We start from the raw sequence: 12519 nt of genomic DNA on the forward strand, positions 1-12519 counted from the left end.
GAGTCTACCCAGATGACAGCCCCCAGGCTCCAACATTTCGCCGCGTCGGATGGCAGCTCCTGGCGACGGTCCCGGAGCAAAACGATAGAGTTATTGGCAATTCACTGACATCTCCTTCGAAGGGCACCCGTTGACTGCTGATCTGCCTGAACTGGCTGAGGGAAACTTCTATTACCAGGCCCTGGGTGATGGCCGTTTCCGCTCCACCATCCACGCCCAGGGCGCCTGGAACGTGCACGAGCAGCACATGGCGCCGGCCTCCGGGCTGATGGCTGACAGCCTCGAACGGCACCAGCCGAGGACGGACATGCGGATGGCCCGGCTCAGCTTCGAGATCCTGGGCCTGATCCCCGGCGGCAAATTCCACATCGAGACCACCACGCTGCGGCCGGGCAGGACCATCGAACTGCTGCAGGCCGAGCTGGTGGCGGGCGGCCGGACAGCGATCCGTGCCACCGCCTGGCGGCTGGTCACCAGTGATACCTCCGAGGTTGCCGCGGTGGAAGACACCGTCATTCCCGGGCCCGACGAATGCAAGCCCTACGACGGAGCCTCAGTATGGCCGGGCGGCTACATCCGCTCCCTTGAGATGCGGGTAGCGGAAGGGCACCGGCCAGGGGCCGGCAAGGTATGGCTGCGCACTGACCATCCCCTCACGGACCGCGAAGACAGCGGCGGCCTCGCTCGGCTGATGGGGCTGGTGGACACCGCCAACGGCATTGCTGCGCGGGTACCTCCGGGCGCGGACAGCTACGCGTTCCCCAACCTGGACCTGCAGATCCACATGTACCGCCGCCCCGAAGGGGAATGGCTGGGGCTGGACAACGCAGTCTCCTTCGGCGGGGATGGAATCGGCCTCACGTCCACGGTGCTGCACGACCTCCAAGGCCCCTTCGGCCGGGCGGAGCAGATCCTCACCGTGCGCAGGACGTGACGGCTGCGCGGGCGTGACTCCATGCGGGACGATATTCAGTCCCAGGCGGGTCAGCCCCGGCCTTGGAAGACAAGCCAGCCGGCGAGGGTGGACAGCCCGGTCAGTGCAGCGCCCCAGAGCATGTCCACCACAATCAGCTGCAACGGCCACACCTTGAGGGTTGCCGCGTTGGTCAGGTCATAGGTGGCGTAGGCGAAGGCGCCCAGCGCGGCACCGTAGCCCAATGCCGTAAGCCAGCCGCCGCCGTCGAGCGCGGGCCGGAGGGCAAAGAACACGATTCCGGCGATGTAAATGACGTAGAAGGCAACCGCGTACCCTAGGTTTGGCTTGTCAGCCAGCAGATCGCCGATGTGGCTCCGGTAGAACGGGTTCATCAGCTTGAGCCAGACGGCGTCAATCACTGCGAATGCGGCGGCAACAACAAGGAATTGCAAGATGACCATAGGGGAGCATAGCAACATGCATCACGCCGGACCGGGACCCCGCACGCTGACAGTGGTGCGGCAGGAGGCGTCGCTCGGCGCCGCCCGTGACCTGGAATTTGGCCTGGAGCTCCTCGCCAAGGCAAGGACGGGGGATATTGGCCCCATGCTGCGGCTCTACCGGCCTGCCCCTACAGTGGCATTCGGGCAGCGGGACACCCGGCTGCCGGGCTTCGAAGCAGCGGCCCAGGGCTGCCGCGACAACGGTTTTGAGCCGCTGGTCCGCAGGGCGGGAGGGCGCGCTGCCGCCTACCACCAGGGAACCCTCGTGGTGGACCATATCGAACCGGACGCAGATGCTATTGCAGGATCGAAAAGCCGCTTCGGATACTTTGGTGAGCTGTTCGCCGAAACGCTGCGCAGCGTGGGGGTGCAGGCGGCCGTGGGGGAGATCCCGGGTGAGTACTGCCCGGGGGAATACAGCGTGCACGGCACGGACCGGACATCCGGCTCCCGGATCAAGCTGGTGGGCACTGCCCAGCGCGTGGTGGCCGGAGGCTGGCTCTTCAGCTCCGTCATCGTGGTGGAAAACTCCGCCCCCATCCGCAAGGTCCTCACCGACAGTTACGCGGCATTGGGGCTGGAGTGGGACCCCGCCACGGCCGGAGCCGTCAATGATCTTGTGCCGGGAGTGGACGTCGCCGCGGTGGAGGACGCGCTGCTGGCAACCTATGCGGGCCATGCCACCCTCACGAGCGCTGCCTTCAGCAGCTTGGGGGCATGACCGGCCGGGTATGGCAGGTACACAAAACGGGACCAGCACCGAAGTGCTGGTCCCGTTGTGGTTTTCACACGCCTTCGACGGCGGGTGGCTGGGCTGCGGGCCCCTCTGGCCGGTTTGCCGGCTACGCTGCGAGGCGGTTCTTGACCTCGGCAGCGGAAGGGTTGGTAGCCGCGGTGCCGTCCGGGAACAGGACAGTGGGCACCGTGCGGTTGCCGCCATTCAGCTGCTCCACCAGTTCTGCGGTACCGTCCACTTCCTCGATGTTGATCTCGGTGTAGCCGATGCCCTGCGCGTCCAGCTGCTTCTTCAGCCGGTTGCAGTAGCCGCACCAGGTGGTGGAAAACATGGTGATGGTGCCGGTTTCGGGGGTGAAGTCCACGGATTTCTCCTACGTGTCGCTTACGGGTTCATTCCTGACAACGGTAGCGTGCAGCCCGCTATTCCCGGCAACTGCGCCCGTGGCCGCCCCCGGATGACAGCTCCTGCCGCCGATGGCATGCTGGAGCCATGTGTGGACGCTATGTGATGGCACGTGCCGTGGGGGACCTCCTGGCTGAGTTCGACGCCGAGCTTGAGGAGGAGGTGGCCATCCCGCCGTCGTGGAATGTCGCGCCAACTGATGACGTTCCCATCGTCCTGGAGCGGCTGATCGATGAGGGCCCGGAGCGCAAGCAGGTGCGCCAGCTGCACGTGGCGCGGTGGGGACTGGTTCCCTCCTGGGCCAAGGACCCGGGTATCGGCTCGCGGATGATCAACGCCCGGAGCGAATCCGTGCTGGAGAAGCCTGCGTTCCGCAAGGCCATCCAGTCACGCCGCTGCGCTGTGCCCGCAGACGGTTACTACGAATGGAAGCAGGGTCCCGGGAAAGGGAAGCAGCCCTACTACGTGCATCCGGGCGAGGGCCGGGGTCTGGTTTTTGCCGGGCTCTATGAGTGGTGGAAGGATCCGGCCTGGCCGGCGGGGGAGCCCGGCGGCTGGATGCTGTCCACGTCAATCCTGACTACTGACACTCCGCCGCCCGGCAGCGAATCAACTGTCTTTGGCAAGCTGACCGCGTTGCATGACCGTGTGCCGCTGCCGATGGATACCTCCACGATGCAGGCATGGCTCGACCCGGAGGCCGACGACGCTGCGGGGCTGGTTGACCTGGTGCGCTCGCGGGTCAAGGACGTGGCTTCGGACTGGCATGTGGATTCAGTGGGGAAGGACGTGGGCAACGTCCGCAACAACGGCCCTGAGCTGATCCGCCCTGTCGAAGCCCTCTTCTAGGCGCTACCCAAAGCAGCCCGGACCGCTGGGCCGGAGGGCTAAACGGTGACCGTCCCGGCGTCGTCCACTGTCCATGTGGGGTTGTACGCCACTTCCCAGCGGAAGCCGTCCGGGTCTGCGAAGTAGCCGCTGTAGCCGCCCCACGGCTGGGTGATGGGCTCGGCGATGATGTCCGCTCCCGCTGCGGCAGCTTCTGCCATGACCCGGTCAACGTCTTCTGTGCTGGGGAGGTTGTGGCTGAGCGTGATGCAGGGGACCGGGCCCGGCGCGCTGACACCGGCGTCAGCCTGCATCTGGCGTACGTCCCACAGGGACAGCACCAGGCCGTGGTTCACCTGGATGAAGACCACGTCCCCCGGAAGCTCGCGCTGGACGGGCCAGCCAAGGCCGTCCACGTAGAAGGAGCGGGACGCCGGGACGCTGCGGACGCCCAGTGAAATGAAGTCGACTCGGGGTTGCATGGTTCGATACTGTCAGAGGATGGCAACAATTCAAGGGAACGATAGAGACGCCCTGGCCGACAAGGAACAGCTCGCTGCCGTCCGGGTTGCCGTTGATGAGGTCGATGACCAGATTGTCACCCTCATTGCACGCCGGGAGCGGCTGATCCGGATCGCCGGAACGCTCAAGGGCGACGACGCCGAGGTCCGTGCCCCTGGCCGCGTGGAGCGGGTGATCGAGCACGTCCGCTCCGCCGCCGAGAAGAAGGCCATCGATCCGGACATCGTGGAGTCCACCTACCGGGCCATGATCTCAGGGTTCATCGAACTGGAACTCCGGGTCCACAAAGAGAACAGCTGAGCGGTTTCGCCCAGCTGTTACAGGTTTTCCTCCACCGGAACTCCGGACTGGAATTCCCGGCCGTCCGCTTCACTGAAGCCGGTCATCACGTGCCCTTTGCCGAGCCCGTTGATGGCTGCGAGCGGGAAGTTGCCGGTGATGGTGTTGCCGGAATGGGTAACGCCTGAAAGATCGTAGTTCTCTTCCGTGCTCTGTTCGTGGTTGAACGAGAAGAAGGCGATTGCCTCCCCGTTCATGAATTCAATGCCCAGCCGCCGCTGCGAGGAGTAGTCCGGGGTGGCAGCTACAAGCCCCACCACGTAGGCACCGGAACCGGGAATATTGCCGTCGATGTCGAAGGTGGCCACGAGGGTGGAGTCCTGGGCTTTGATGCTGACCTGCTTGAGGAGTGCGTCATGGGTGCTCATGGACCAATCCTGCTCCCTGCCGATCTGTCCGTCCACCCCCGCCTAGGATTTGTCCCGCCGCTGGCTTAGACTGGAAGTATTCGAACACATATTCGAATGACTCTTTAGTTTCTTAGTCCTGCCGGGAGGTGCCCATGGCGATGTTCAGCGAATCCGTGGATGTTGCCTGCAATCCTGACGGCCAGCCCGTGAGCCTTCAATGGGCAGGACGGTCCTATTCCGTCTGCGCTGACCCGGTGCGCTGGTATGAACGCCGGCAGTGGTGGGCGGAAGAAAGCCGTGCCCCGCTGGGGAGCGGGCCCGGGCTTGTTGACCACGAAATCTGGCGGGTCCAGGTGCTCCCGTCCGCTGCAGGTTCCGGCACGGCCAAGGAGGACGAGGCTCTTACCCTTGACCTCACCCGCCATATCCGCAGCGGCCGCTGGCGGCTCCTGCGCATCCACGACGCCCTGCGCCCCCGAACAGCATGAGCTTCACCCATCTCCACGTCTCCACCGCATTCAGTGCCCACTATGGCGTGTCCTGGCCTGAGGAACTGGCGCAGGCTGCTGCTGCCGACGGCGCAACCGCGCTCGCCTGCACTGACCGTGACGGCCTGTACGGAACCATCAAGCACCTCAAGGCGTGCATGGCCGCAGGTATTGATCCCATCGTCGGGGTGGACCTGGCGGTGTATGACGACGACGGCGACCACCGCACCCAGCTTGCCGGCCGCGTGGTGGTGCTCGCCCGGGGCAACAACAACGGGGCCGGGTACCGTGCTTTGTGCCGGCTGGTGTCAGATGCCCATGCCCGCACCTCGGGAAAGGCTGGGGGAACTATTCCGGTGGCAGTGACCAGGGCAGAGCTTGCCTCCCGAACCCTGGACCCCCAGACCCTTAAACCAGTGCTGATGGTGCTCATTGGGCCGGACTCCGACGTCGGGCGCGCCATGGGCGGCCGCCGGTACCTGCGCCCGCGGACCCTCTTCAAGCAATGGCTCGAAGCCATGCCCCGCGGAACAGTGGTGGCCGAGATCGTTTCCCAGCTCAGCGCACCGGGGGCGCCCCTGAGCACCTCGCATGCCGTCCGGATGCTCAAGCTCGCGGCGGAGCACAACGTTCCGGCAATCCTCAGCAACGCCGTCAGGTACTGCGCGGAGGACGGAGCCGCCACCGCTGACGTGCTGGATTCAGCACGGACCCTGAAATCGCTGCCGGAACTGGCCCAGGAACCGCTGCTGCAGCCCAACGGCCAGGGCTGGCTGAAATCCGCAGCGCAGATGCTGCAACTGGGCAAGGAAATCATCGCCGCAGCGGGTTACGGTGCCCAGGACCTCAAACAGCTTATGGCGCAGACCGAGGCGCTCGCCGATCTCTGCAGAATAGATCCCGAAACCGACATGGGCTGGAAGCAGCCAGTGGTGCCGGAGGCTTCCGTCATCGGGATCAGCCAGGACCCGCACGTTGAACTGGTGCAGCGCTGCGAGGCGGGAATCGGGCGGCGGTTCCCGGGAATCCAGGGCAGCCGGGAAAAGGAAATGCGGAAACGCCTTGACCATGAACTGGGGATCATCCGGAACCTGGGTTTCTCCTCCTACTTCCTCACCGTCGCCGAAGTTTCACGCATGATCCAGGACATGGGAGTAAGGGCTGCGGCCCGCGGGTCGGGAGCATCCAGCCTGGTGAACTACCTGATCGATGTCAGCCAGGTAAACCCCCTGCAGCATGACCTGATCTTCGAGCGCTTTCTGTCCCGGGACCGCGCCACCCTGCCGGATATCGATATCGACGTCGAAAGCGCCGAACGGCACAACGTCTACCGCAAGATCTTCGAGCGCTTCGGCGCGGAGCGGGTCACGCTGATGAGCATGCAGAACGGCTATCGGGCAAGAGGTGCAGTGCGGGATGCCGGTATGGCATTGGGCATGGATGACGGCGACGTGGGGGACATCGCCAAACAGCTGTGGCGGTTTTCCGCCCGGAAGTTCCGCGAGGCGCTGCAGGAAAAGCCGGAACTGAGGGAGTTTGCCGGCCGGGTGGAGCAGCGGGACACCCATGGCAACCAGCAGCTGGACCTTCTGGTGGACCTGACGGAACGCCTTGACCGGCTGCCGCGGCATATTTCAATGCATCCCTGTGGTGTGATCCTGGGGGACGCAACCCTGCTGGACAGGACTCCCGTCCAGCCCAGCGGCCTGGGGCTGCCCATGAGCCAGTTCGACAAACACGATATGGACCCCATGGGCATGCTCAAGCTCGATGTCCTGGGCGTCAGGATGCAAAGCGCCATGGCGTTCGCAGTCCGGGAAATCATCCGGATCCATCCCTCAAAACAGGAAGTGGTGGCTGCCGGGGTCCATCCTGCCGGGCAGGACGGATCCGGCCCTGATTACATTGCAGAGAACGGCCACATAGACCTCAACGCCATACCCCTGGATGATGAACCCACCTTTGAACTCATCAGGAGCACGCACACCCTGGGCTGCTTCCAGATCGAGTCTCCCGGGCAGCGCGAGCTGATCGGCAAGATGGCGCCGCGGGAGTTCAATGACCTCATCATCGACATTTCGCTTTTCCGCCCCGGGCCCATGAAGTCGGACATGGTCCGGCCCTTTCTGGAGCACCGCCACGGTTTCGCCCCCGAGGTGTACCCCCACCCGGACCTGAAACCCGTCCTGGCCGAAACCCATGGGGTGACTGTTTTCCATGAGCAGATCCTCAGGACATTCGACGTGATGACGGGGTGCGGGCTGGCGAAAGCTGACGAATTCCGGCGTGCATTGGGCAATGAAGTGCTGGAATTGGGTGTTGAGGAGTTCTTCCGCAGGGAAGCCCGGAAGAAAGGCTATTCGCCGGAGGTAGTGGACAACGTCTGGGGGACACTGAAGGCTTTTGGCAGCTTCGGCTTCTGCAAAGCCCACGGTGCGGCTTTCGCCGTCCCCACCTACCAATCGGCGTGGCTGAAGGCGCATCATCCCGAAGCCTTCCTCGCGGGACTCTGGGAACATGATCCGGGGATGTATCCCAAAAGATTGCTGGTGGCCGAAGCCAGGCGGCTGGGTATTCCCATCCTTCCCCTGGATATCAACCGCAGTAAGGGGGAGTACCGGGTGGAGCGGGTCCGGCAGGGGCCCGATGCGGGAAAGCTGGGAATCAGGCTGAGCCTGAACGGTATCTACGGGCTGTCCGCCACAGAATTGAAGAGGATTGTGGTTGGCCAGCCTTATGACTCCCTCGCGGACCTCCGCGCGCGCTCGCGGCTTAGCAAGCCCAGTATTAAACGGCTGGCCCAGTTGGGGGCTTTTGATTCCCTGCACCGCGAGGCGGGCGGGGTTGCGAACCGGGCAGACCTGGTTCAGCACCTGCAGCAGCTTCAAAGTTCGGGCAGCGGGAGGAAAGGGGTCGAGGTCCTCGAGGGGCAGCTGTCCCTGCCCCTGGGCGATGTGGAGTTGCGCAACGTCAAGCCCGGCCTCCCTGAACCTACCCTGATCGAAAACGTACGGGCCGAGCTGGATTTGATGGCCGTGGACGTCAGCAGCCACCTGATGGACAGCCACCGGCCCATGCTGGACAGGCTGGGGGTGACAACGGCCGACAAGCTCCTGGGCTTGCGCAATGGGACTGAAGTGCTGGTGGCCGGAGTGCGGGTAGCCACCCAGACGCCTCCCATGCGCGGCGGCAGGAGGGTGGTGTTCATCAGCATTGACGACGGCACCGGCTGCATTGATTCTGTCTTCTTCCACGAAGCCCAGGAAAACGCCGGCCTGCTCCTGTTCGGGACCAGGCTGCTGCTGATCCGCGGCACCACACGCAGGACAGGCCCGCGGGGAATCAGCCTGAGCGCAAGCATGGCCTGGGACCTCAGCCGCACCGAAACCCTGCCATTTCCACCTTCGGACACCGGGGCACCGGACGGCCCGCACCCCTTGGATGGAATCAACCGGAGCCTGGCCATCACTGGATTTAACGGCTGAGCCTGCCGTGCGCCGCGTTGGTCGGCCCTTTGCTGAACCGATAGCATTGACGATGGCTGGCTGTGGTCCCCGTACGCCACAAGCTATGAAGCCTTAACTTTGAATAGGAGACACCCGTGTCAGATGCCCAGCAGATCACCCTTCTCGTCGATGGCGAAGAGACCAAGGTGACTACCGGGACAACCGGTGCGGAACTCTTCTTTGAGCGCCGTGATGTTGTTGTTGCCCGCGTCAATGGCGAACTGAAGGACCTTGACCAGGAACTTCCGGAAGGTGCCGACGTCGAAGGCGTCACCATCGATTCCCCCGACGGACTGAACGTGCTCCGGCACTCCACCGCCCACGTGATGGCCCAGGCAGTGCAGCAACTGCGCCCCGACGCCAAGCTGGGCATCGGCCCGTACATCACCGACGGTTTCTACTTCGACTTCGACGTGGCGGAGCCCTTCACCCCCGAGGACCTCAAAACCCTCGAAAAGATGATGCTCAAGATCGTCAACCAGAACCAGAAGTTCGTCCGGCGTGTGGTCTCCGAGGACGAGGCCCGCGAAGCCATGAAGAACGAGCCCTACAAGCTCGAACTCCTGGGCAAGAAAAACGAAGCCGCCGAAGCCGGGGAAGGCGTCAACGTCGAGGTGGGCGCCGGCGACATCACCATCTACGACAACGTTGAGCGGAAGGAAGGCACCACCATCTGGTGCGACCTCTGCCGCGGCCCCCACCTGCCCAACACCAAGATGATTTCCAACGCCTTCGCCCTCACCCGCTCATCCTCCGCCTACTGGCTGGGAAACCAGAAGAACCAGCAGCTGCAGCGGATCTACGGCACGGCCTGGCCCACCAAGGACGCGCTGAAGGCCTACCAGGAGCGCATTGCCGAGGCCGAACGCCGCGACCACCGCAAGCTCGGCTCTGAACTGGACCTGTTCTCCTTCCCGGACGAGCTCGGTTCCGGCCTGCCGGTGTTCCACCCCAAGGGCGGCATCATCCGCAAGGAGATGGAGGACTACTCGCGGCAGCGCCACGTTGAAGCCGGCTACGAGTTCGTCTACACGCCGCACATCACCAAGGGCCACCTGTACGAGGTCTCCGGCCACCTGGACTGGTACAAGGACGGCATGTTCCCCGCAATGCAGGTTGACGCCGAACTCAACGAGGACGGCTCCATCCGCAAGCCGGCCCAGGACTACTACCTGAAGCCGATGAACTGCCCCATGCACAACCTCATCTTCCGTTCCCGCGGACGCTCCTACCGTGAGCTGCCCCTGCGCCTGTTCGAATTCGGTTCGGTCTACCGGTACGAGAAGTCCGGTGTGGTGCACGGCCTCACCCGCGTGCGCGGCATGACACAGGACGACGCCCACATCTACTGCACCCGCGAGCAGATGAAGGACGAGCTCACCAAGACGTTGACCTTCGTCCTGGACCTGCTCAAGGACTACGGGCTCAACGACTTCTACCTGGAGCTGTCCACCAAAGACCCGGAAAAGTACGTCGGCGACGACGCCACCTGGGAGGAAGCTACCCGGACCCTCGCCGAAGTGGCACAGGAATCAGGTCTTGAACTTGTACCGGATCCGGGTGGAGCTGCCTTCTACGGCCCCAAGATTTCCGTCCAGGCGAAGGACGCGCTGGGCCGCACCTGGCAGATGTCCACCATTCAGCTGGACTTCAACCTGCCCGAACGGTTCGAACTCGAGTTCCAGGCCGCCGACGGCACCCGCCAGCGCCCCGTGATGATCCACCGGGCGCTTTTCGGGTCGGTGGAGCGGTTCATGGGCGTGTTGACCGAGCACTACGCCGGCGCCTTCCCGGCGTGGCTCGCCCCGGTCCAGGTGGTGGGCATCCCGGTGGCGGAGACGTTCAACGAGTACATGTTCGACGTCGTTGATCAGCTTAAGGCGGCCGGCATCCGGGCCGAGGTGGATACGTCGTCGGACAGGTTCCCGAAGAAGATCCGCACTGCCAGCAAGGACAAGATCCCGTTTGTGCTCATTGCCGGCGGCGACGACGCTGAGGCAGGGGCAGTGTCGTTCCGGTTCCGTGACGGCAGCCAGGACAACGGCGTGCCCGTGGCAGAGGCAGTCAAGCGGATCACGGAAGCCGTCCGTAACCGGACCAGCTAGCGGAAACGGAACAGCACCGTGCAGGAGAACACAGGCGCAGGATATCCAGGCGATGCCGGCGTTACCGACGACTTTGACCTCGCCGGTGTCCCGGACGCCTTCCAGCGCCTGTGGACTCCGCACCGCATGGCGTACATCAAGGGCGGCCAGCACCAGTTCAAGAATGAAAACGACTGCCCTTTCTGTATCGGACCCGCACGGACCGATGAGGATGCGCTGATCGTCTACCGGGGAAAGACCTGCTACGTGGTGCTGAACCTTTTTCCGTACAATCCGGGGCATCTCCTGGTCTGTCCCTACCGCCATATTCCCGACTACACGGACCTGACCGTCGAGGAGACAGCGGAGTTCGCCGAGCTGACCCAGACCGCCATGCGGGTGCTTAGGAAAGTAGCGAACCCGGGCGGATTCAACCTGGGGATGAACCAGGGCGTGGTGGGCGGAGCGGGCATCGCCGCGCACCTGCACCAGCACATTGTTCCGCGCTGGGGCGGTGACGGGAATTTCTTCCCCATCATCGCCCAGACCAAGGCGATCACGCAGACCCTTGACGAGGTCCGCCAGCAGGTCGCCGACGCCTGGCCCGGGGAGACGGATGCTGAATAAGCACGCCCGCAGGTTCTTCACCGCGCTGTTCACCCCGCTCGCCCGTTGGCTCCTTCGAATCGGCGTCTCACCGGATGCCGTGACCATCATCGGTACCGCCGGTGTGGTGGTGGGAGCCCTCGTCTTCTACCCGCTGGGCCAGCTCTGGTGGGGAACACTGTTCATCACCGCGTTCATCTTCTCAGACGTCCTGGACGGCATCATGGCCAGGATGCAGGCGGTCGGCAGCCGCTGGGGCAACTTCCTCGACTCCACCCTGGACCGGATTGCAGACGGCGCCCTTTTCGCCGGCCTGGCCGTCTGGTTCTTCACCGGCGGCGCGAATGTTCCGATCGCCATGGCTGCCACTGTTTGCCTTGTCCTTGGCATGGTGGTCTCCTACGCCAGGGCAAAGGCGGAGTCGCTGGGGTTCACGGCCAACATCGGCATAGCGGAACGCGCTGAACGCCTCGTCTCCGTGCTCGTGGTGACCGGATTCACCGGCCTCGGGCTGCCCCCCGTGGTTTTGCTGGTGACACTGATCCTGCTCGCCCTCGCCAGCCTCATCACCGTGGTCCAGCGCATGGTGTCCGTACGCCGCCAGGCTCTTGCTGAACCGTCGCCTGCCGATTAACTCGAATTAAGCCGGCCGGGCGCGGTGAGACTAGTATTAGGACTGCCCGATCAATGGATCCGGCAACCCGGTGTGTGTACAGATGGCATCTCCGTGCCGCCCTGCACCCCCGGCGAAGGTCATCTATCTACCCATAGGGGTTTTTGTGTCTACACCTGATGTAAGCAGCGAAGCCGGTTCGTCCGCGAACAGCGTCACGGGCAGCAGCCGCGTGAAGCGGGGCATGGCTGAGATGCTCAAGGGCGGCGTCATCATGGACGTCGTCAACGTCGAACAGGCCCGCATCGCCGAAGACGCCGGTGCCGTTGCTGTAATGGCGCTGGAACGCGTTCCGGCCGATATCCGCGCCCAGGGCGGCGTCTCCCGCATGTCCGATCCGGACATGATCGACAAGATCATCGACGCCGTGTCCGTGCCGGTCATGGCCAAGGCCCGGATTGGCCACTTTGTCGAAGCTCAGGTCCTGCAGTCCCTCGGCGTGGACTACATTGACGAGTCCGAGGTCCTGACCCCGGCCGACTACGTCAACCACATCGACAAGTGGAACTTCACCGTTCCCTTCGTCTGCGGTGCCACCAACCTCGGTGAGGCGCTGCGCCGCA

13 protein-coding genes and 1 pseudogene are annotated in these 12519 nt (G+C 64.0%); 10 read left to right on the forward strand and 4 right to left on the reverse strand.

What is annotated here, in order from left to right:
• Positions 1–130 precede the first annotated feature (130 nt).
• Positions 131–934 (forward strand): thioesterase family protein, encoded by an 804-nt coding sequence (locus M8J71_RS17265; RefSeq protein WP_256248961.1) that lies wholly within the window; start codon positions 131–133, stop codon positions 932–934.
• A gap of 50 nt (positions 935–984) precedes the next feature.
• Here the strand turns inward: M8J71_RS17265 and M8J71_RS17270 are convergent, their stop codons facing one another.
• Entirely contained in the window at positions 985–1377 is a 393-nt protein-coding gene (locus M8J71_RS17270; protein ID WP_163163983.1) for a DUF2177 family protein, read from the reverse strand.
• Between the two features lie 16 nt (positions 1378–1393).
• On the opposite strand from M8J71_RS17270, the gene M8J71_RS17275 reads away from it, so the two are divergent.
• Positions 1394–2140: a lipoate--protein ligase family protein gene (locus M8J71_RS17275; RefSeq protein ID WP_256249029.1), complete on the forward strand. Its 747-nt coding sequence runs from the start codon at positions 1394–1396 to the stop codon at positions 2138–2140.
• 121 nt (positions 2141–2261) lie between these two features.
• Here the strand turns inward: M8J71_RS17275 and M8J71_RS17280 are convergent, their stop codons facing one another.
• Positions 2262–2519: a mycoredoxin gene (locus M8J71_RS17280; protein ID WP_163163980.1), complete on the reverse strand. Its 258-nt coding sequence runs from the start codon at positions 2517–2519 to the stop codon at positions 2262–2264.
• 128 nt (positions 2520–2647) lie between these two features.
• On the opposite strand from M8J71_RS17280, the gene M8J71_RS17285 reads away from it, so the two are divergent.
• Positions 2648–3409 (forward strand): SOS response-associated peptidase, encoded by a 762-nt coding sequence (locus tag M8J71_RS17285; protein ID WP_256248962.1) that lies wholly within the window; start codon positions 2648–2650, stop codon positions 3407–3409.
• A 38-nt stretch (positions 3410–3447) separates the two neighbouring features.
• Here the strand turns inward: M8J71_RS17285 and M8J71_RS17290 are convergent, their stop codons facing one another.
• Entirely contained in the window at positions 3448–3870 is a 423-nt protein-coding gene (locus tag M8J71_RS17290; protein WP_256248963.1) for a VOC family protein, read from the reverse strand.
• 19 nt (positions 3871–3889) lie between these two features.
• On the opposite strand from M8J71_RS17290, the gene M8J71_RS17295 reads away from it, so the two are divergent.
• The gene (locus M8J71_RS17295; protein ID WP_256248964.1) at positions 3890–4210 is read left to right on the forward strand and encodes a chorismate mutase; all 321 of its coding nucleotides are present in this window, start codon (positions 3890–3892) and stop codon (positions 4208–4210) included.
• A 17-nt stretch (positions 4211–4227) separates the two neighbouring features.
• Here M8J71_RS17295 and M8J71_RS17300 read toward each other — a convergent pair whose 3' ends face one another.
• Entirely contained in the window at positions 4228–4617 is a 390-nt protein-coding gene (locus M8J71_RS17300) for a hypothetical protein (protein ID WP_163163973.1), read from the reverse strand.
• Positions 4618–4751: 134 nt separating this feature from the next.
• On the opposite strand from M8J71_RS17300, the gene M8J71_RS17305 reads away from it, so the two are divergent.
• From M8J71_RS17305 to M8J71_RS17330, 6 genes and pseudogenes are all read left to right on the forward strand, one after another.
• Positions 4752–5087: a DUF6504 family protein gene (locus M8J71_RS17305; protein WP_256248965.1), complete on the forward strand. Its 336-nt coding sequence runs from the start codon at positions 4752–4754 to the stop codon at positions 5085–5087.
• The gene (locus tag M8J71_RS17310) at positions 5084–8572 is read left to right on the forward strand and encodes a DNA polymerase III subunit alpha (RefSeq protein WP_256248966.1); all 3489 of its coding nucleotides are present in this window, start codon (positions 5084–5086) and stop codon (positions 8570–8572) included. Before M8J71_RS17305 ends, M8J71_RS17310 begins: the two co-directional genes overlap by 4 nt.
• A gap of 116 nt (positions 8573–8688) precedes the next feature.
• Positions 8689–10698, forward strand: a complete 2010-nt coding sequence (thrS, locus tag M8J71_RS17315) for a threonine--tRNA ligase (RefSeq protein ID WP_256248967.1) — start codon at positions 8689–8691, stop codon at positions 10696–10698.
• An 18-nt stretch (positions 10699–10716) separates the two neighbouring features.
• Positions 10717–11304, forward strand: a complete 588-nt coding sequence (locus tag M8J71_RS17320; protein ID WP_163163965.1) for an HIT family protein — start codon at positions 10717–10719, stop codon at positions 11302–11304.
• Positions 11294–11917 carry a phosphatidylinositol phosphate synthase gene (gene pgsA, locus M8J71_RS17325; protein WP_256248968.1) on the forward strand — a complete coding sequence of 208 codons (624 nt, stop codon included), beginning with the start codon at positions 11294–11296 and terminating at the stop codon, positions 11915–11917. The genes M8J71_RS17320 and pgsA overlap by 11 nt, the downstream gene beginning before the upstream one ends.
• 223 nt (positions 11918–12140) lie before the next feature.
• Positions 12141–12519, forward strand: a pseudogene (locus M8J71_RS17330) (pyridoxal 5'-phosphate synthase lyase subunit PdxS); the annotation flags it as partial.

Source organism: Pseudarthrobacter sp. R1, from assembly GCF_024494415.1.
In the GTDB taxonomy this organism is placed as follows: domain Bacteria; phylum Actinomycetota; class Actinomycetes; order Actinomycetales; family Micrococcaceae; genus Arthrobacter.

What these genes read in the sequence shown, in the direction of transcription:
- M8J71_RS17270 (WP_163163983.1), bottom strand. Translation starts at nt 1,377, where the DNA reads ATGGTCATCTTGCAATTCCTTGTTGTTGCCGCCGCATTCGCAGTGATT.
- M8J71_RS17275 (WP_256249029.1), top strand. Translation starts at nt 1,394, where the DNA reads ATGCATCACGCCGGACCGGGACCCCGCACGCTGACAGTGGTGCGGCAG.
- M8J71_RS17285 (WP_256248962.1), top strand. Translation starts at nt 2,648, where the DNA reads ATGTGTGGACGCTATGTGATGGCACGTGCCGTGGGGGACCTCCTGGCT.
- M8J71_RS17290 (WP_256248963.1), bottom strand. Translation starts at nt 3,870, where the DNA reads ATGCAACCCCGAGTCGACTTCATTTCACTGGGCGTCCGCAGCGTCCCG.
- M8J71_RS17295 (WP_256248964.1), top strand. Translation starts at nt 3,890, where the DNA reads ATGGCAACAATTCAAGGGAACGATAGAGACGCCCTGGCCGACAAGGAA.
- M8J71_RS17300 (WP_163163973.1), bottom strand. Translation starts at nt 4,617, where the DNA reads ATGAGCACCCATGACGCACTCCTCAAGCAGGTCAGCATCAAAGCCCAG.
- M8J71_RS17305 (WP_256248965.1), top strand. Translation starts at nt 4,752, where the DNA reads ATGGCGATGTTCAGCGAATCCGTGGATGTTGCCTGCAATCCTGACGGC.
- M8J71_RS17310 (WP_256248966.1), top strand. Translation starts at nt 5,084, where the DNA reads ATGAGCTTCACCCATCTCCACGTCTCCACCGCATTCAGTGCCCACTAT.
- pgsA (WP_256248968.1), top strand. Translation starts at nt 11,294, where the DNA reads ATGCTGAATAAGCACGCCCGCAGGTTCTTCACCGCGCTGTTCACCCCG.